We start from the raw sequence: 17779 nt of genomic DNA, 5'->3' as shown, positions 1-17779 counted from the left end.
CACGGGCCGCCGCCGTCGCGCCGGCTCGTGCAGGGATGGAACGCCGCCCGGCCGCCGCCGGCGCGGCGCAGATGCGTCACCGAACCCGGCCCGCCAGGCGCCGGGCTGACACCTTCACTTGCGCAAAGGGACGAACAGCAATGACCAGCACACCTCGCGGCATCCTCCTTCCGGCTCTGGTGCTCGCGCTTGCCGCCAGCACGGCCGGCCACGCGGCCACCCCGACCCAGACCACGCGTCTGCCCGCACCGGGCGCCGCCGCGGATGCCGACCAGAAGATCGGCCGCTTCATCATCACCTACCGCGACGGCAGCACCGCCACCACGCCCAGCGCGTCGAACATCGCCTCGCGCGCCACCACCGCGCTGTCGCGCGCCGGACTGAACGCCTCGGGCCGCATCGCCACCGCCAGCCATCTGCGCCGGCTGGCCACCGGCGCCGAACTGGTCAAGACCTCGCGCAAGCTCGATCGCGTCGAGGCCGAGGCCTTCATGCGCCAGCTCGCCGCCGACCCCGCCGTGCTGCGCGTGCAGCCCGACCTGCTGCGCCGCCCGGTGCGCGACATCCGCGCCCCGGCCGCGGCCGCAGCGGCCACCTTCACGCCCAACGACACCTATTACGCCAAGTACCAGTGGCACCTGAAGGCGCCCGATGGCACGGCCACCCAGAACGGCAACGCCAACAACGGTGGCGCCAACGTCAACAACGCCTGGGACCTGGCCGACGGCAACGGCATCGTCATCGCCGTGCTCGATACCGGCATCACCCGCCACGTCGACCTCAACACCGAACTGGCCGGCGACGGCTACGACTTCATCACCGACAAGCTGATCTCCGGCCGCGACGCCGACGGTCGCGCGCCCGGCGGCTGGGACACCGGCGACTGGACCACCGAGGAGCCGTGGCTGAGCGCATGCACCAACGCCGACAACCCGCCCGAGGACAGCACCTGGCACGGCACCCACGTGGCCGGCACCGCCGGCGCCGAGCTGACCAACAACGCCGCCGGCATGGCCGGCGTCGCCTACAGCGCGAAGATCCTGCCCGTGCGCGTGCTGGGCCACTGCGGCGGCTACGACAGCGACATCGCCGACGCGATCATCTGGGCCGCCGGCGGCAGCGTCGATGGCGTGCCGGCCAACGCCCATCCGGCGCAGGTCATCAACCTCAGCCTGGGCGGCAGCGGCGTGTGCACCGCCAGCGACGTCACCGGCCAGGCCGTGGCCCAGGCCAACGCGCTGGGCGCCACGGTGGTGGTTTCGGCCGGCAACAGCAATGCCGATGCGGCGGGCTATTCGCCGGCCAGCTGCCCGGGCGTGATCACCGTGGCCTCCACCGGCATCACCAGCCGCCGCGCCTATTACTCCAACTACGGCACCAGCGTGGAGATCGCCGCGCCCGGCGGCGGCGTGTATCCCAACGATGGCACCTCCGGCACGCCGGGCAACGATGGCTTCGTCTGGCAGGCGCTCAACTCGGGCACCACCACGCCGGTGGACAACGACAGCGATTACGGCGGCTACGCCGGCACCTCGCAGGCCGCCCCGCACGTCAGCGGCGTGGTGGCGCTGGTGCAGGGCGCGCGCCTGGATGCCGGCCTGCCGCTGCTCACGCCCACGGAAGTGGTCGCCCTGCTGCAGCGCACCGCCCATGCGCCGACGGTGGCCCCGGTCGCCAACCGGCCCATCGGCGCGGGCATCGTCGATGCCGCGGCCGCGGTGAAGGAAGCCATCGCCACCCCGTGCGATCCGCAGACCGAGACCTGCGGCCCGCAGGCCACGCCGCTGACCAACAAGGTCGGTGTCACCATCTCGGGCACCGCGGGCAGCGAGACGCTGTACAGCTTCGAGGCCGCGGCGGGCAAGACGCTGTCGTTCATCACCTTGGGGGGAACCGGCAACCTGTCGCTGTACGCCAGCTTCGGCGAGGCGCCGACCAGCAGCGACTTCGACGCCAAGTCCACCCGTGCCGGCAACAACGAGACCGTGCGCTTCACCGCGCCCAAGGCCGGGACGTACTACCTCAAGGTGGTGGGCACCGGCGCCTACGCCGGCGCCACGCTCTCGGCGCGGCAGTAACGGCGGACGGCACAGCGTCGGGGCTTGGGCCCCGGCGCTGTGCCGCATGCGGGGGCGCGGCACGCCGCGCCCCTGCCGCCGCGTCGCGGGCCGCTGTTAGAGTTGCGGCACACGCTGCGCAAGGGTCGTAAGTGAACGCTGTCCCCGCCACCGCTCTGGAACCCCGCCTTTCCCCATCGGCCGACGAACGCGTGGTCGCGGCCCTGCTGTCCAAGGGCAAGCTGAAGGAGGCCGACCTGGGCCGCGCGCGGCGCCTGCAGGAGGAGACCGGCGGCCATGTGCTGGCCCTGCTGCTGCGGCTGGGCCTGGTGTCCGAACGCGACCATGCCGAGACCAGCGCCGAGGTGCTGGGCCTGACGCTGCTGTCGGCCAAACAGTTGCCGGATGTGCCGCCGGAACTGCCCGAGGACGTGGCGCTGTCGCTGCGCTTCCTCAAGCAGTTCCACGTCTGCCCGCTGGGCGAGGCCGACGGCGCGCTGTCGCTGTGGGTCGCCGACCCGTGCGACCCCTACGCCGTGGATGCGGTGCAGATGGCCATCGGCGGGCCGGTGCGTGCGGTGGTCGGGCTGCGCTCGGAGATCGACGACACCATCGAGCGCTGGCACGGTCAGGGCCGCAGCGCCATGGGCGCCATCGTCGAGACCGCCGACGGCGAGGCCAGCGGCGAGCTGGACGATGTCGAGCACCTGCGCGACCTGGCCTCCGAAGCGCCGGTGATCCGCCTGGTCAACCTGGTGATCCAGCGCGCGGTCGAACTGCGCGCCTCGGACATCCACATCGAACCGTTCGAGAACCGCCTGAAGGTGCGCTACCGCGTCGACGGCGTGCTGGAGGAGGGCGAGAGCCCGCCGGCCAACCTCACCGCGGCGGTGATCAGCCGCATCAAGATCATGGCCCGGCTCAACATCGCCGAGCGGCGCCTGCCGCAGGACGGCCGCATCCAGCTGCGCGTGCAGGGCAAGGAACTGGACCTGCGCGTTTCCACCGTGCCGACCGCGCACGGCGAGAGCGTGGTGATGCGTCTGCTGGACCGCGAGACGGTCGTGTTCGACTTCCAGCGGCTGGGCTTCACCGAGGACTTCCTGCCGCAGTTCCTGCGCGTGCTGCAGCAGCCGCACGGCATCCTGCTGGTGACCGGTCCCACCGGTTCGGGCAAGACCACCACGCTGTACACCGCGCTGAGCCAGCTCAACACCGAAGACGTCAAGATCATCACGGTCGAGGACCCGGTCGAGTACCAGATCGAGGGCATCAACCAGATCCAGGCCAAGCCGCAGATCGGCCTGGACTTCGCCAGCGCCCTGCGCAGCATCGTGCGCCAGGACCCGGACATCATCATGATCGGCGAAATGCGCGACCTGGAAACCGCGCGCATCGCCATCCAGTCCGCGCTCACCGGTCACCTGGTGCTGTCCACACTGCATACCAACAATGCCGCCGGCGGCATCACCCGCATGCTCGACATGGGCGTGGAGGACTACCTGCTGACCTCCACGGTCAACGGCATCCTGGCCCAGCGCCTGGTGCGCCGGCTGGAGCCGCAGCACGCCGAGCGTTATCCGGCCACGCCGGAGGAGATCACGCGTTTCAACCTGCGCCGCTACCAGTCCGAGGGCGAGATCTTCCTGTACCGCCCGCGCGGATCGGCCATCGCGCCGACCGGCTACCTGGGCCGCACCACCATCACCGAGTTCCTGGTGATGGACGACGCCCTGCGCGCGGCGGTGATGCGCCACGCCGGCATGGGCGAACTGGAGACCCTGGCCCGCAGCGCCGGCATGCGCAGCATGTACGAGGACGGCATCGCCAAGGCCCTGGCCGGCATGACCACCATCGAGGAAGTCCTGCGGGTGACCGAGGATGCGTGAGGCCGCGCGGGTGCTTCCGGACCACGGCGGCGCTTCCATCATTCCCGCGTTCGCGGAAATGACGGCTGACGGCTGCGTCTTTCCGAGCTTTGCCTGATGCCCCTGTATCGCTACAAGGCGCTCAACGCGCGCGGCGAGGTGCTGGAGGCGCAGATGGAGGCGGCCAGCGAGGCCGAGGTGGTGGCGCGGCTGCAGGAGCAGGGGCATCTGCCGATGGAGGCGCGGCTGGCGTCCGAGGGCGGCGGGCTGGGATCGTTCAAGCTGCTGCTGCAGCCCAATGCCTTCGGCGGGCAGCGGCTGGTGCTGTTCACCCAGCAGCTGGCGACCCTGCTGGGCGCCGGGCAGCCGCTGGACCGGGCGCTGACGATCCTGCTGGAGCTGCCGGACGAGGACAAGGCGCGCCACACCGTGGCCGACATCCGCGAGGCGGTGCGCGGCGGTGCGCCGCTGTCCACCGCGCTGGAGCGCCAGCACGGCACGTTCTCGCGCCTGTACATCAACATGGTGCGCGCCGGCGAGGCCGGCGGCACGCTGCACGACACGCTGCAGCGCCTGGCCGACTACCTGGAGCGCAGCCGCGCGCTCAAGGGCCGGGTGATCAACGCGCTGATCTATCCGGCCATCCTGATGGTGGTGGTCGGGCTGGCGATGCTGTTCCTGCTGGGCTATGTGGTGCCGCAGTTCTCGCAGATGTACGAGAGCCTGGACGTCACCCTGCCGTGGTTCACGCGCATCGTGCTGGCGGTGGGGCAGTTCGTCGCCGGCTGGTGGCTGGCCTTCATCGTGCTGCCGGCGCTGGCGCTGCTGTGGATCGACCGCAAGCGGCGCGACACCGCCTTCCGCGATCGCTTCGATGGCTGGATCCTGCAGCGCAAGCTCATCGGCCCGCTGATCGCGCGGCTGGAAACCGCGCGCCTGGCGCGCACGCTGGGCACGCTGCTGCGCAACGGCGTGCCGCTGCTGGGCGCGCTCGGCATCGCGCGCAACGTGCTGGGCAACCGCGCGCTGGCCGCCGACGTGGAGGGCGCCGCCGATGCGGTCAAGAACGGCCGCGCGCTGTCCACCGCGCTGGGCGCTGGCAAGCGCTTCCCGCGGCTGGCGCTGCAGATGATGCAGGTGGGCGAGGAATCCGGCGCGCTGGATGCGATGCTGCTCAAGACCGCCGATACCTTCGAGGCGCAGACGGCGCAGGCGCTGGACCGCATGCTGGCCGCGCTGGTGCCGGCGGTGACCCTGGTGCTGGCCGCGGTGGTGGGCGCGGTCATCATCGCCGTGCTGGTGCCGCTGTACGATCTGGCCGGTGCGATCAACTGACCCGCACGCTGCTTTCCCCGACTTCGCAACACGGAATGGAAGACCTCTCATGCGCAATGCACGCTCCCTGACGCCTCCGCCCGCCCGCAGCGCCCAGGCCGGCTTCACCCTGATGGAAATCATCGTGGTGGTGATCCTGATCGGCGGCATCGTCGCCTTCGCCGCCAGCCGCATCCTGGGCAATGCCGACCGGGCCAAGGTCAATCTGGCCAAGGCGCAGGTGCAGACCGTGGCCGAGAAGGTGCAGCAGTTCGAGATGGACACCGGCCACCTGCCGGCCTCGTTGTCCGACCTGGTGACCGCACCGGCCGGCGCCTCCGGCTGGCTGGGCCCGTATGCCAAGGAGAGCGAGCTGAAGGATCCGTGGAACCACGCCTACCAGTACTCGGTGCCGGGCCAGCAGGGGTCGTTCGACCTGGTCAGCCTGGGCAAGGACGGGCAGCCCGGCGGCGACAGCGTCAACGCCGATATCGCCTACTCGCCCTGAGCGGTCCATGCGCGGCCGCGCCCGCCCCGGCAAGGGCCGCGTCCGGCGCCGGCCGGCGGGCTTCACGCTGATCGAAGTGCTGGTGGTGATCGCGCTGATCGCCCTGATCGGCACGCTGACCGCCGTGGCCATGAGCGGCGGCCTGCAGGGCCTGCGCCTGCGCGGGGCCACGCGCGAGATGGCCGCGCAGCTGCGCTTCACCCGCGCCCAGGCCATCGCCACCGGCCAGCCGCAGCGCTTCACCATCGATCCGGCCGCGCATCGCTACAGCGCGCCGGGCAAGCGCGAAGGCCGCCTGCCCGAACAGCTGGGCGTGCGCTTCTACGGCGCGCGCCAGGCCGCCGCGCAACCGGGGCAGGGCGCGATCGTGTTCTATCCCGATGGCGCGTCCACCGGCGGCCAGCTCGAACTGGTCGCGGGCCAGGCCACGCGCCGGCTCAGCGTGGCCTGGCTGACCGGCGAGGTGCGCGTGGATGGCCAGGCCGGAGGCGCGCCATGAGGCGCCAGCGCGGCTTCACGCTGATCGAGGTGGTGGTCGCCTTCGGCCTGCTGGCGCTGGCGCTGACCCTGCTGCTGGGCGCACTGACCGGCGCCTCGCGGCAGATCCAGCGCGCCAACCTGGCCGGACGCGCGGCGCTGCATGCGCAGAGCCTGCTGGCCCAGGTCGGCGCGGGCGCGCCGCTGCAGCCCGGCGAACAGGACGGCGCACTGGACGATGGCCGCTATCACTGGCGCCTGGAGGTCGCGCCCTGGACCGATCCGGGGCGGTCCGCCGACGGCCTGATCGACCCGGCCGCCACGCGCCTGCTCGAAGTGCGCCTGACCGTGCGCTGGGGCGAGGGCGAAAGCGAGGCTCTGAAATGGCGCAGCCTGCGTCTGGCCGCGGCGCAAGGCACGCCGGGCACATGAGGCGCACGGCCCGCGCCCCGGTCGCGCCGCGTCGCGCCGCCGGCTTCACCCTGCTGGAAATCCTGCTGGCCACGCTGCTGCTGGCCGCGGGCCTGGCGGTGGGCTTCGCCACGCTGCGCGCGGCCACCGGCCTGGTCCACCGCGGCGAGGCCACCGCGGCGCGCAACGAACGCATCCGCGCGGTGCAGGGCTTCCTGCGCAGCCACCTGGCCTCGGCCCAGGCCATCGCCTTCGCGCGCGATCCCGAGCGCGGCTTGGCCTATCGCTTCGCCGGCACCGGCACGCGCATGCGCTTCGTCGCCGACCTGCCCGACTACCTGGGACGCGGCGGGCCCTACCTGCACGACGTGTCCGCCACCGAAGACGGCAGCCGCCTGCAGGTGGACCTGAAGATGGTCCAGGCTGGCCAGACCATCGACGAATCCGGCACGCCGCGCCCGCCGGAGCTGCTGGCCGACCGGCTCAAGTCGGTGCGCTTCCGCTACCGCGGCCTGCTGCCGGACAACGGCGGGCTGGGGCCCTGGCAGGACGGCTGGACCCAGGTCGAGGCGCTGCCGGTGCAGGTGTCCATCGAGATCGTGCCGGCCGACGGACCGCGCTGGCCGGACATGGTCGTCACCCTGGCCCAAGGCAGCGGCAGCACCCATGAGGTCACGCCGTGAGCCGCGCCCGCCCGCCGCGTCCGCCCGCCGCCCAGCGCGGCGTCGCCCTGCTGCTGGTGGTGTGGTTGATCGCCCTGCTGACCGCGCTGATCGGCGCCTTCGCCCTCGCCGCGCGGGTGGAGGCGCTGCAGGGCCGGGTGGTCGCCGAGGGCAGCGTGGCCCGCGAAGTCGCCCGCGCCGGCCTGGAGTACGCCATGCAGCGCGTGGACGACCAGGATCCGCGCAGCCGCTGGATTCCGGACGGGCGCCCCTACCGCTGGCGCTATGCCGGCAGCCAGGTGCTGGTACGCATCACCGATGAGAGCGGCAAGGTCGATCTCAACCAGGTCGACGCCCAGACCCTGGCCAGCGTGCTGATCGCCACCGGCGTCGAGCAGGCCCGCGCGCAGCAGCTGGCCGGCGCGGTGGTGGACTGGCGCGATGCCGATTCGCTACGCCAGCCGGTCGGCGGTGCCGAAGACGGGGACTACGCCGAGGCCGGCCTGCCCTATGGCGCCAAGGACGCGCCGTTCGAGACCGTGGCCGAGGTCGAACAGGTGCTGGGCTGGACGCCGGAGGTCTACGCGCGGATCAAGCCCTACCTGACCCTGTACGGCCGCGCCCAGCCCGACCCCGCCTTTGCCCAGGGCCCGGTGCTCACCGCGCTGGGATTGAATGCGGACCTGGTCCAGCAGCAGCGCGAGGCGCAGCAGCAGGTGGGCGCGCCGCAGGTCGGGCGCGGCACCGGCACGTATAGTATCGAGAGTCGTGCCCAGCTCCCCGACGGCCGCCAGGCGGTCCTGCGGGCGGTGCTGCGCACGGGCGGTGGCCCCACGCCCGGGGCCGTGTACACCACGCTGCGCTGGGAGGAAGGTTGGGAACCCCGATGACGACACCACGCGCAGCCGCCCCGGTGCTGCCGGCCCTGGGTCGCTCCGTCGGCGCCGCCAGCGGCTTCCTCACCTGGTGGCGCGATGCGCTGGCCAGCTGGCTGCCGCCGCGCTGGCGTCGCCTGTTCGGCCTGGCCGCCGAGCGCCTGCTGCTGGTCCCGCGCGACGGCCAGGCGCAGCTGCTGCGCGCCGGGCTGGACGGGTCGGAGGCGCTGGCCGAGCTGCCGCTGCCATTGTCCTCGGCCGAACTGGATGCCGTGCTGCATCCGCGCATGGGCGGGCTGCCGCGCTGGGGCCTGCTGCCGGCCGTGCGCGTGCTGCGGCGGCCGCTGCTGCTGCCGGCCGCGGCGGCCGAGCGGCTGCGCGAGGTGGTCGGGTTCGAGATCGACCGGCAGACCCCGTTCACCGCCGAATCGGTGTACTACGACGCACGCATCGTCGCCCGCCGCGGCGACGGCCAGATCGAGGCCGAGCTGGTGGTGGTGCGGCGCCAGGCCGTGGACCGCGCGCTGGAGGAATTGGGTTCGGTCGCCGCCGGCCTGGCCGGCCTGGACGTGGCCGACGAGGCCGGCCAGCCGCTGGGCGTGAACCTGCTGCCGCCGGCGCTGCGCGTGCGTCGGGCCAGCCCAGCGCGGCGCTGGAACCTGATCGCCGCGCTGGCCGCGGGGGTGTTCGTGGTCCTCGCCGGCTGGCAGGTGCTGGCCAACCGCCAGGCCGCCGCCGATGCCTTCACCGCCCAGGTCGAGCGCAGCGCCGCGCAGGCGCGCGGCGTCGCCGCGCAGCGCCAGCAGCTGGTGGACCTGGTCGAGGGCGCGGGCTTCCTGCAGCGTCAGCGCGCCGCGCGCCCGACCACGATCGAGATCCTCGACGAGCTCACCCGCCGCCTGCCCGACAACACCTATCTGGAGAAGGTCTCCATCGAGGGCGATCGCCTGCTGCTGATCGGCTTGAGTTCGGAGGCGCCGAGCCTGGTCAAGCAGCTGGAGGGCTCGGCGCTGTGGACCTCGCCGGCGCTGACCGGCGCCCTGCAGCAGGACCGGCGCACGCGCCTGGACCGCTTCAGCATGACCGCCCAGCTGGCCGGCGCCACGCCGCCGGCGTCCGCCGCCAGGAGACCCGATGCGCGCCAGGAGTGAACGCCAGGACCGCTGGCTGGCCCTGGGGCTGCTGCTGGCCGCGCTGGCGCTGGCCTACCTGGTGCTGGTGCATCCGTGGTGGACCGTGCCGATGCGCGCGCTCGATGCGCGCATCGACGCGGCGCGCGAGCGCGAGCTGCGCGTGCGCACCCAGCTGGCCCAGCGCCCGCAGGTCGCCCGCCAGCTCGCCGCCGCGCAGGCCGCGCTCGGCAACCGGCCCGGCTTCCTCGCCGAGCCCACCGCCGAACTGGCCACCGCCGCGCTGACCCAGCGCCTGGAAACCGTCGTCGCCCAGGCCAGCCCGGGCAACCGCAGCTGTGCGATCACCAACCGCTCGCCGGTCCCGCAGCAGGGGACCGAGCGTTTCACCCGGGTCACCGTGCAGGTCACCCTGCGCTGCGGCGTCGAACAGACCGCCGCGGTGCTGCACGCGCTGGAATCGGGCAGCCCGCGCCTGTTCGTGGACAACCTCAACATCCTGGCGCAGACCTTCAACCTGCGCGCGCCCGGCGTGGAGGAGCAGAACGCCGGGCTCAACGTCAGCTTCGACCTGTACGGCTATCTCAGGCCGGCCGCGCAGGCGGCGGTACCGTCGGCGGGAGGTGCGCGTGCGCAGTGATGCCCTCGGTGCGCGCACTTGGCTGCTGCTGGTCGTCGCCGGCTGGGCGCTGTTGGCCTGGCTGCTGGCCCTGGGCGGCATGGGCAGCGCGATCGCGCCGCTGGCCGACGATCCGGCGCTGGCGCAGCGCCTGCCGGCGCTGCCGGCGCAGGTGCCCGAGCGCTTGGGGCCGGCCGACCAGTACGCGGCCATCGGCCAGCGGCCGGTGTTCGCGCCGGACCGGCAGCCGCATCCCTTCTTCCTCGAAGGCCAGGGTGAGCAGGCGGCCAACACCGGCTTCGACTACGTGCTGACCAGCGTCATGATCACCCCGTCGCTGCGCCTGGCGATCCTGCAGAAGCCCGGCGACGGCGGCCCGGAATCGGCCGTGCGGGTCCGGGTCGGCGAGGCGCCGGCCGGCGCGCCGGCCTGGCACCTGACCGAACTGGAGCCGCGGCAGGCGGTGTTCGATGGCCCGGAGGGCCAGCGCACGCTGGCGCTGCGGGTGTTCGACGGCCAGGGCGGGCAGCCGCCGACCGCGCTGACCACCGGCGGCCGGCCGCCGCCGGCGGGGATGCAGGCCGCGCAGCCGCCCCGCGCCGCGCCGGTGTCGCCAGCGCCGAGCGCGCAGGCGCAGAACCCGGCCCGCAACGCCGCCCAGGCCAGCGCCAGCGCCGCCGCTGCGGCCGGCACCCCCGCGCAGCAGGCGCCAGCCGAAGCGCCGGTCACCCCCGAGCAGCAGATGCAGGCCATCCGCGAACGCATCGAAGCCCGCCGCCGCCAGCTGCGCGAGCAGGGCGGCGGCGCGCCGTCCGGCAACTAGCGCGCCATGCCCCTGTCCATCGCATCGAACGATCCATAGAGTGAAGACATGACGTCACGCTTCGTCCTCCCGCTCAGTCTCCTGCTCGGCCTGCTGGCCGGCTGCGCCACCGCGCCGGTGCCGAACGTGCAGCGCCAGGGCAACCTGGCCAATCCGGGCGCGACCGCCGGCGCGGCGCAGACCTCGCCCATGACCTCGCCCGAGGAACCGCAGGCCGGCCCGCAGGCGCAGATCCGGCGCGGCACCGGCCAGGTGATCAACCGCAGCGCCGCGGCCGCGCCGCCGCCGGCGCTGCGCGGGGCCACCGGCGGCGGGGCAATGTTCAACTTCGAGGGCGAGTCGCTGCAGGCGGTGGTCAAGGCGATCCTGGGCGACATGCTGGGCCAGAACTACGTCATCGCGCCCGGCGTGCAGGGCACGGTGACCCTGGCCACGCCGCGCGCGGTGTCGCCGGCGCAGGCGCTGTCGCTGCTGGAGCAGGTGCTGGGCTGGAACAACGCACGCATGGTCTACAGCGACGGCCGCTACAACATCGTCCCGGCCGACCAGGCGCTGGCCGGCACCGTGGCGCCGCGCTCGGGCGCGGCCGGCGATGCGCGTGGCTACGAGGTGCGCGTGGTGCCGCTGCGCTTCATCGGTGCCAACGAGATGAAGAAGATCCTGGAGCCGTACGCGCGGCCCAACGCGGTCATCGGCACCGATCCGACCCGCAACCTGATCACCCTGAGCGGCTCGCGCAGCGAGCTGGAAAACTACCTGCGCACGGTGCAGATCTTCGACGTGGACTGGCTCTCCGGCATGTCGGTGGGCGTGTTCCCGCTGGAGACCGGGCAGGCGAGCAAGGTCGTGGCCGACCTGGAGAAGGTGTTCGGCGAGAACAGCAAGACGCCCAGCGCCGGCATGTTCCGCTTCATGCCGCTGGAGGGCGCCAACGCGGTGATGGTGATCACCCCGCAGGCGGTCTACCTGGACCAGATCCGCGACTGGCTCGAACGCATCGACAACGCCGGCGATACCCCGCGCCTGTTCTCCTACGAGCTCAAGTACATCAAGGCGCGCGACCTGGCCCAGCGCCTGTCCGAAGTCTTCGGCGGCGGCAGCGGGCGCGGCGGCGCGGGCACCAGCTCGCTGGCGCCGGGGGCGATCGGCACCTCGCTGACCTCCAGCGGCATGGACGGCAGCGGCAGCACGCTGCAGTTCGGCGGCAACCAGGACGGCAGCCGCAGCGACGATGGATCGAGCAGCTTCGGCAGCAGCTCGGGGCTGGGCGGTAGCAGCGGACGCGGCGGCTCGGGTTCGGGCGATGTGTCGCTCAATGCGCATCAGGAAGGCAACGGCAACGTCACCCTGGAAGTGGAGGGCAGCAAGGTCGGCGTGGCCGCGGTGGAGGAGACCAACTCGCTGCTGGTGCGCGCCAACGGCAACGCCTGGCGTTCGATCAAGGACGTGATCGAGAAGCTGGACGTGATGCCGATGCAGGTGCATATCGAGGCACAGGTGGCCGAGGTGGCGCTCAGTGGCGATCTGAGCTATGGCGTGAACTGGTATTTCGAGCAAGGCGGCCTGTTGCCCGACTCCAATGGCGGAATCGTCAACAACGTCTGGGGCCGTAGCATCACCAACACCAACGGCCTGACTTGGACCTTCCTGGGCAACAACGCCGCGGCGGTGCTGAGCGCGCTGGACAAGGTCACCAACCTGCGCCTGCTGCAGACCCCTTCGGTGTTCGTGCGCAACAACGCCCAGGCCGAGCTGAAGGTGGGCGAGCAGATCCCGGTCAATTCCTACTCGGTCAACACCGGCCTGAACTCGCAGACCTACAGCCAGGTGCAGTACCTGGACACCGGCGTGATCCTCAAGGTCCGCCCGCGCGTGACCAAGGACGGCACGGTGTTCATGGAGATCGCGCAGGAGGTCAGCTCGCCCGGCGCCTCGCCCTCCAACTGCGATCCCAGCGTCAGCGCCTGCAACGTGCCGATCAACACCCGCTTCGTGAAGACCGAGGCGGCGGTGCAGAGTGGCCAGACCATCATGCTGGCCGGCCTGATCACCGACTCGGTGACCGACAGTTCGTCCGGCGTGCCTTATCTGAGCCGGATTCCTGTCCTGGGAGCGCTGTTCGGGCAGAAGGGCCAGAAGACGGGCCGCAACGAAGTCATCGTCCTGATCACCCCGACCATCGTGCGCAACCCGGCCGAAGCGCGGAACCTCACCGACGAATACAGCCAGAAGTTCCGCGCCATGGAACCGCTGCACCCGCCGAAGGGCAAGTGAGCCCGCACGGCGCCGCACCCCTGCCGATCGTGCTGCTGCCGGTCGGCGTGGACGACCAGGCACTGGACGCCTGCCTGGGCGCGCTCGAGGACGGCACGCCTGCGGGCACGCAGGTCTGGCTGGCCGACAACGCCCAGGCCGGCCCGCGCGGTCAGGCGCTGATCGAGCGCTGGCTAGCGCGCACGCGCCTGAAGGCCGACTACACGCGGCGTCCGTACCCGCTTGGCGAGGTCGCGCACCTGGACGAAATGCTGCGCGCCTGCGCCGGGCTGGACGTGGTGGTGCTGGCGCCCGACGCCCGGCCGCTGCCGGGCTGGTTGAACCAGCTGGCCGCCTGCCTGGCCGGCGATGCCTCCATCGCCACCGCCACGCCGTGGTGCAACGCCGGCGAGGCGGCCGCCTGGCCGCGCGTGGGCGAGATCGCCCCGCCGCCGGCCGACCCGCAACGCACCGCGCGCGCCTGCGCCGCGCTGCCGGCGACCTATCCGGAACTGCCGGCCGCGGTCAGCCATGCGGTGGCCCTGCGCGGCCGCGCGCGTGCGCGCGCCGGCGGGCTGGACCTGGACAGCTACGGCAGCTGGTATGCCGCGCTGATCGACCTGTCGCTGCGCCTGTCCGGGCTGGGCTGGCGCAACGTGCTGTGCGAGACGGCGTTCGTCGCGCGCGGCGGCGAGGGCGGCCCGGACGAGGGCGACATGGACGCGCTGGCCGGGCGCTGGCCCGACTGGAATCCGCGCGTGGCCCGCTTCCTGATGGACGACCCGCTGCGCGCGCTGCGCGAGCGCCTGCAGGCCTGCTACGAGCAGGCGGGGACCGATGAGCAACGCGAACTCTTCGGCTGAGGCCGGCGGCATCGCCGCCATCGTGGTGACCCACCGCAGCGCATCGACCATCGATGCCTGCCTGGCCCGGCTGCGCGCCGCGCGGGACGTGGCGCAGATCCGCGTGGCCGACAACGCCTCCGACGACGGCACGCTGGAAATCGTCCAGCGCCACGCCGCACGCGATCCGCGCGTGCACTTCATCGGCAACCCCGACAACCCCGGCTTCTCGGTCGGCTGCAACCAGGGCGCGCGCGATTCGGACGCGCCGTGGCTGGCCTTCGTCAATCCCGACCTGATGGTCGAGGCCGACACCCTGGTGCGTCTGCGGGCGCATGCGCAGGCGCTGGGCACGGCGCTGCTCGGCGCCGACCTGGTCGGCGAGGACGGCGCGCGCGACGATGCCGCGCGCCGGCGCGACCCGGACTTCGCGCGGATGCTGCGCAGTCCCGGACGCGGCGCGCAGCTGGCCGTGCCGATGGACGCCACGCTGGCGGTGCAGCCGGTGCAGGCCGTGTCCGGCGCGCTGATGCTGATGCCGCGCACGTTGTTCGAGGCCGTGGGCGGCCTGGACGAAGGCTACCGGCTGCACGCCGAGGACCTGGACCTATGCCGGCGCGCGCGCGCGGCCGGCGCCACGGTGGCCGTGGCCAACGACGTGCGGGTGCTGCACGTGCGCGGCGTGTCCAGCCGCTCGCGACCGCTGTTCGTCGAATGGCACAAGCATCGCGGCCTGTGGCGCTACTTCCGCCGCTTCGAAGCGCCGCGGCGGCCGTGGCCGGTGCGCGTGGGCGTATGGGCGGCGATCTGGGCGCACTTCGTCGTGGCCGCGGGTCGCCGGCTCGTGCGGGCGGCCTGACCTGACGCGCATAATCGCCGCATGATCATCCGCTCGCTGCTCGACACCGACCTGTACAAGTTCACGATGATGCAGGCGGTGCTGCATCAGCATCCCGCCGCGCAGGTGCAGTACCGCTTCAAGTGCCGCACGCCGGGCATCGACCTGGCCAGGCACCTGGACCGCATCTGGGAAGAGATCGATGCGCTGTGCACCCTGCGCTTCACCCCCGATGAGCTGGACTACCTGCGCGCGCTGCGCTTCGTCAAACCGGATTTCGTCGACTTCCTCGGCCTGTTCCACTTCGACCGCAAGTACATCACCCTGCGCGCCTCCGACGAGGTCCCGGGCGAGATCGTGCTGGAGATCGAGGGGCCGTGGCTGCACACGATCCTGTTCGAGGTGCCGCTGCTGGCGATCATCAACGAGGTGTACTTCGAGGCGCTCGGCCAGGGCGATCTGGACGAGGGCGAGCGCCGGTTGCAGGCCAAGCTCGCGCGCCTGCGCGCCATCCCCGACGCGGACGGCTGCGCCATCGCCGACTACGGCACGCGCCGACGCTATTCGCGCGCCTGGCACGCGCGCCTGCTGCCGCAGCTGCGCGACGGGCTGGGCGCGCAGTTCGTCGGCACCAGCAACGTCCACTTCGCCCGCCAGTACGGCATGACGCCGCTGGGAACGATGGCGCACGAGTGGCTGCAGGCGTTCCAGGCGCTGGGCCCGCGCCTGCGCGACTCGCAGGCCGCCGCGCTGGAGGCCTGGGCGCGCGAGTACCGCGGCGACCTGGGCATCGCCCTGAGCGATGTGGTGGGCACCGATGCCTTCCTGCGCGACTACGACATGTACTTCTGCAAGCTCTTCGACGGCATGCGCCACGACTCGGGCGATCCGCTGCGCTGGGGCGAGCGGATGCTGGCGCACCTGGCCGCCAACCGCGCCGATCCGCGCGCCAAGACGCTGGTGTTCAGCGACGGCCTGGATGTGGAGCGGGTGGCGCAGCTGTACGCGCACTTCAAGGGACGCTGCCGCCTGGCCTTCGGCATCGGCACCAACCTCACCAACGACCTGGGGCCCAAGCCCCTGAACATCGTCATCAAGATGACCCGCTGCAATGGCCAGCCGGTGGCCAAGCTCTCCGACTCGCCGGGCAAGAGCATGTGCGACGACCCGGGCTATGTGCGCTATCTGCGTCAGGTGTTCGGGCTGCCCCCGGAGCAGGATCTGTGACCTGCGGCAGGCTTTTGCCTGGTGAATGCGTGACGCGCTTGACACCTCACCTGGCGTGATCTTCACTCCGTCTTGACGCCGCTGCCGACGGCGATCATCCGCCATCGGGGCGGATCAGGGGCGGCGCCGGGGTCTTCGACATGACGCTTGTACGCGCGGCCGCCACGCTGTGGCTGCTGCTCCTTCTGGCTGGCTGCGGCGGCGGGGGCGGAGGCTCGTCTTCGGCCTCGTCCTCGCCCTCCACGCCGGTCACCACCCCGACCACGCCCAGCGACAAGCCGACCACCGATGCGGAGGCGGCGCGCTTCCTGACCCAGGCGACCTTCGGCCCGACCAAGGCCGACATCGCCCGCGTGCGCCAGATCGGCTATGGCGCCTGGATCGACGAACAGCTCGACGCCTCGAAGACGGCGCCCACGCTGATGGAGCCGCACATCCTGTCCATCCCGGTGGCCAGCCTGAGCTACGCCGAGCGCCGCAACTACTGGCTGTGGCAGGCGGTCACCGCCAAGGACCAGCTGCGCCTGCGCATGGGCTTCGCGCTCAGCGAGATCTTCGTGGTCTCCGACCGCGACTACAACACGGCCAACTTCGGCCGCATCGCCAACTACCAGGACATGCTGGACGGCAATGCGTTCGGCAGCTATCGCGACCTGCTGGAGAAGGTGACCCTGCACCCGGCGATGGGCACCTATCTGAGCCACATCCGCAACCGCAAGGCCACCAGCTACCGCAACGGCCAGGGCCTGACGGTGACCATCGTCCCCGACGAGAACTATGCGCGCGAGGTGATGCAGCTGTTCTCCATCGGCCTGGTCCAGCGCAACGCCGACTTCACCGCCAAGACCGATGCCTCCGGCAACACCATCCCCACCTACGACCAGGCGGTGGTGAGCGCGATGGCCCGGGTGTTCACCGGCTGGTCGATCAACGGCGCGACCAAGGACACCTTCTACAAGGGCCTGCCGGACAACGACGCCAGGCCGATGACCTGCGTGCCCGACTACCACGACGACCAGCCCAAGACCATCTTCAACGGCATCGTCATCGCCGAGGGCAACGACTGCACCAAGACGCTGGCCAAGGCGCTGGACGCGCTGGCCACCCACGCCAACACCGCGCCGTTCATCAGCCGCCAGCTGATCCAGCGCTTCGTCACCAGCAATCCCAGCCCGGCCTACGTGGGCCGCGTGACCAAGGTATGGAGCAGTTCCAACGGCAACCTGGGCAAGGTGCTCAAGGCGATCCTGATGGATACCGAGGCGCGCACCGCGCCGGCGGCCAGCGACACCAGCTACGGCAAGCTGCGCGAGCCGCTGATCCAGCTGACCACGCTCTGGCGCGCGTTCGACGCCAAGTACGTGCCGCGCGACGACGGCCAGTACGCGTTCTCCTTCGGCGCGTCCTACGACTTCAGCGTCTCGCTGGGGCAGGACTCGCTGCGCTCGCCGTCGGTGTTCAACTTCTTCTCGCCCGACGCGCGCCTGCAGGCCGCCGATGGCGTCGACGGCCTCTATGCGCCGGAGTTCGACCTGCTCAACGACTCCAGCTTCGTCAGCACCTTCAACGAGGTGTGCAACGCCGCCTGCGGCAACCTGAAGACCGCCGCGCCGACCGCGCGGACCAACGCGCCGGTGCTCGATGCCACCAGCCTGCAGGCGCTGGCCGATGCCGGCAACCACGCCGGCATGGTCGATGAGATCTCCGCGCTGCTGTTCGCCGGCAACCTGTCCACCGACACCCGCGCCACGATGATCGACATGCTCAACAAGCTGCAGACCGAGAAGCGCAGCAGCGCCGAGCGGGTGCAGTCCCTGGTCCAGCTGGCGCTGGCCTCCCCCGATTTCGTGATCCAGCGATAGGAGCCGCACGAAC

Annotated in this window: 16 protein-coding genes; all 16 read left to right on the top strand. The window is 71.8% G+C overall.

The genetic code is table 11. The features are described from left to right. Nucleotides 1–140: 140 nt before the first annotated feature. Nucleotides 141–2078: a S8 family peptidase gene (locus LAJ50_RS16870; protein ID WP_138654708.1), complete on the top strand. Its 1938-nt coding sequence runs from the start codon at nt 141–143 to the stop codon at nt 2076–2078. 131 nt (nt 2079–2209) lie between these two features. Continuing rightward, entirely contained in the window at nt 2210–3946 is a 1737-nt protein-coding gene (gene gspE, locus LAJ50_RS16865; RefSeq protein WP_138654706.1) for a type II secretion system ATPase GspE, read from the top strand. 96 nt (nt 3947–4042) lie between these two features. Beyond that, the gene (locus LAJ50_RS16860) at nt 4043–5260 is read left to right on the top strand and encodes a type II secretion system F family protein (protein ID WP_130530655.1); all 1218 of its coding nucleotides are present in this window, start codon (nt 4043–4045) and stop codon (nt 5258–5260) included. Nucleotides 5261–5309: 49 nt separating this feature from the next. Next, on the top strand, nt 5310–5747 hold the full coding sequence (gene gspG, locus LAJ50_RS16855) for a type II secretion system major pseudopilin GspG (protein ID WP_138654704.1): 438 nt from the start codon (nt 5310–5312) through the stop codon (nt 5745–5747). Nucleotides 5748–5754: 7 nt separating this feature from the next. Next, entirely contained in the window at nt 5755–6246 is a 492-nt protein-coding gene (locus LAJ50_RS16850; protein WP_138654702.1) for a GspH/FimT family pseudopilin, read from the top strand. Beyond that, nucleotides 6243–6656, top strand: coding sequence for a prepilin-type N-terminal cleavage/methylation domain-containing protein (locus tag LAJ50_RS16845; RefSeq protein ID WP_138654700.1), 414 nt, complete (start codon nt 6243–6245; stop codon nt 6654–6656). Before LAJ50_RS16850 ends, LAJ50_RS16845 begins: the two co-directional genes overlap by 4 nt. Continuing rightward, nucleotides 6653–7318: a general secretion pathway protein GspJ gene (locus LAJ50_RS16840; RefSeq protein WP_130550234.1), complete on the top strand. Its 666-nt coding sequence runs from the start codon at nt 6653–6655 to the stop codon at nt 7316–7318. Before LAJ50_RS16845 ends, LAJ50_RS16840 begins: the two co-directional genes overlap by 4 nt. Beyond that, nucleotides 7315–8187, top strand: coding sequence for a type II secretion system protein GspK (locus LAJ50_RS16835; protein ID WP_138654698.1), 873 nt, complete (start codon nt 7315–7317; stop codon nt 8185–8187). The genes LAJ50_RS16840 and LAJ50_RS16835 overlap by 4 nt, the downstream gene beginning before the upstream one ends. After that, on the top strand, nt 8184–9323 hold the full coding sequence (locus tag LAJ50_RS16830) for a PilN domain-containing protein (protein WP_138654696.1): 1140 nt from the start codon (nt 8184–8186) through the stop codon (nt 9321–9323). Before LAJ50_RS16835 ends, LAJ50_RS16830 begins: the two co-directional genes overlap by 4 nt. Then, complete coding sequence (gene gspM, locus LAJ50_RS16825; protein ID WP_130550231.1) at nt 9307–9942, top strand: type II secretion system protein GspM; 636 nt, start codon at nt 9307–9309, stop codon at nt 9940–9942. Before LAJ50_RS16830 ends, gspM begins: the two co-directional genes overlap by 17 nt. Then, complete coding sequence (locus LAJ50_RS16820; protein WP_224096356.1) at nt 9932–10744, top strand: general secretion pathway protein GspN; 813 nt, start codon at nt 9932–9934, stop codon at nt 10742–10744. The genes gspM and LAJ50_RS16820 overlap by 11 nt, the downstream gene beginning before the upstream one ends. Before the next feature lie 48 nt (nt 10745–10792). After that, nucleotides 10793–13018 (top strand): type II secretion system secretin GspD, encoded by a 2226-nt coding sequence (gene gspD, locus LAJ50_RS16815; RefSeq protein ID WP_224096355.1) that lies wholly within the window; start codon nt 10793–10795, stop codon nt 13016–13018. Beyond that, complete coding sequence (locus LAJ50_RS16810; RefSeq protein ID WP_224096354.1) at nt 13015–13860, top strand: glycosyltransferase; 846 nt, start codon at nt 13015–13017, stop codon at nt 13858–13860. Before gspD ends, LAJ50_RS16810 begins: the two co-directional genes overlap by 4 nt. Further along, entirely contained in the window at nt 13835–14698 is an 864-nt protein-coding gene (locus LAJ50_RS16805) for a glycosyltransferase family 2 protein (RefSeq protein WP_138655234.1), read from the top strand. The genes LAJ50_RS16810 and LAJ50_RS16805 overlap by 26 nt, the downstream gene beginning before the upstream one ends. Before the next feature lie 21 nt (nt 14699–14719). Then, nucleotides 14720–15904 carry a nicotinate phosphoribosyltransferase gene (gene pncB, locus LAJ50_RS16800; protein ID WP_130550226.1) on the top strand — a complete coding sequence of 395 codons (1185 nt, stop codon included), beginning with the start codon at nt 14720–14722 and terminating at the stop codon, nt 15902–15904. A 140-nt stretch (nt 15905–16044) separates the two neighbouring features. Then, nucleotides 16045–17766 carry a DUF1800 domain-containing protein gene (locus tag LAJ50_RS16795; RefSeq protein WP_130550225.1) on the top strand — a complete coding sequence of 574 codons (1722 nt, stop codon included), beginning with the start codon at nt 16045–16047 and terminating at the stop codon, nt 17764–17766. The last annotated feature ends 13 nt before the right edge of the window (nt 17767–17779 follow it).

It is taken from the genome of Pseudoxanthomonas sp. X-1, assembly GCF_020042665.1.
Classification (GTDB): domain Bacteria; phylum Pseudomonadota; class Gammaproteobacteria; order Xanthomonadales; family Xanthomonadaceae; genus Pseudoxanthomonas_A; species Pseudoxanthomonas_A spadix_A.
Note: the sequence above shows the minus strand (reverse complement) of the source record. Positions and strands in the feature narration are given on the sequence as shown.

Bases quoted from the DNA above. Each gene is read 5' to 3' on its own strand.
- gspG (WP_138654704.1), top strand. From the start codon at position 5,310: ATGCGCAATGCACGCTCCCTGACGCCTCCGCCCGCCCGCAGCGCCCAG.
- LAJ50_RS16845 (WP_138654700.1), top strand. From the start codon at position 6,243: ATGAGGCGCCAGCGCGGCTTCACGCTGATCGAGGTGGTGGTCGCCTTC.
- LAJ50_RS16805 (WP_138655234.1), top strand. From the start codon at position 13,835: ATGAGCAACGCGAACTCTTCGGCTGAGGCCGGCGGCATCGCCGCCATC.
- gspM (WP_130550231.1), top strand. From the start codon at position 9,307: ATGCGCGCCAGGAGTGAACGCCAGGACCGCTGGCTGGCCCTGGGGCTG.
- LAJ50_RS16795 (WP_130550225.1), top strand. From the start codon at position 16,045: ATGACGCTTGTACGCGCGGCCGCCACGCTGTGGCTGCTGCTCCTTCTG.
- LAJ50_RS16870 (WP_138654708.1), top strand. From the start codon at position 141: ATGACCAGCACACCTCGCGGCATCCTCCTTCCGGCTCTGGTGCTCGCG.
- LAJ50_RS16840 (WP_130550234.1), top strand. From the start codon at position 6,653: ATGAGGCGCACGGCCCGCGCCCCGGTCGCGCCGCGTCGCGCCGCCGGC.
- pncB (WP_130550226.1), top strand. From the start codon at position 14,720: ATGATCATCCGCTCGCTGCTCGACACCGACCTGTACAAGTTCACGATG.
- LAJ50_RS16830 (WP_138654696.1), top strand. From the start codon at position 8,184: ATGACGACACCACGCGCAGCCGCCCCGGTGCTGCCGGCCCTGGGTCGC.
- LAJ50_RS16850 (WP_138654702.1), top strand. From the start codon at position 5,755: ATGCGCGGCCGCGCCCGCCCCGGCAAGGGCCGCGTCCGGCGCCGGCCG.
- gspD (WP_224096355.1), top strand. From the start codon at position 10,793: ATGACGTCACGCTTCGTCCTCCCGCTCAGTCTCCTGCTCGGCCTGCTG.
- LAJ50_RS16860 (WP_130530655.1), top strand. From the start codon at position 4,043: ATGCCCCTGTATCGCTACAAGGCGCTCAACGCGCGCGGCGAGGTGCTG.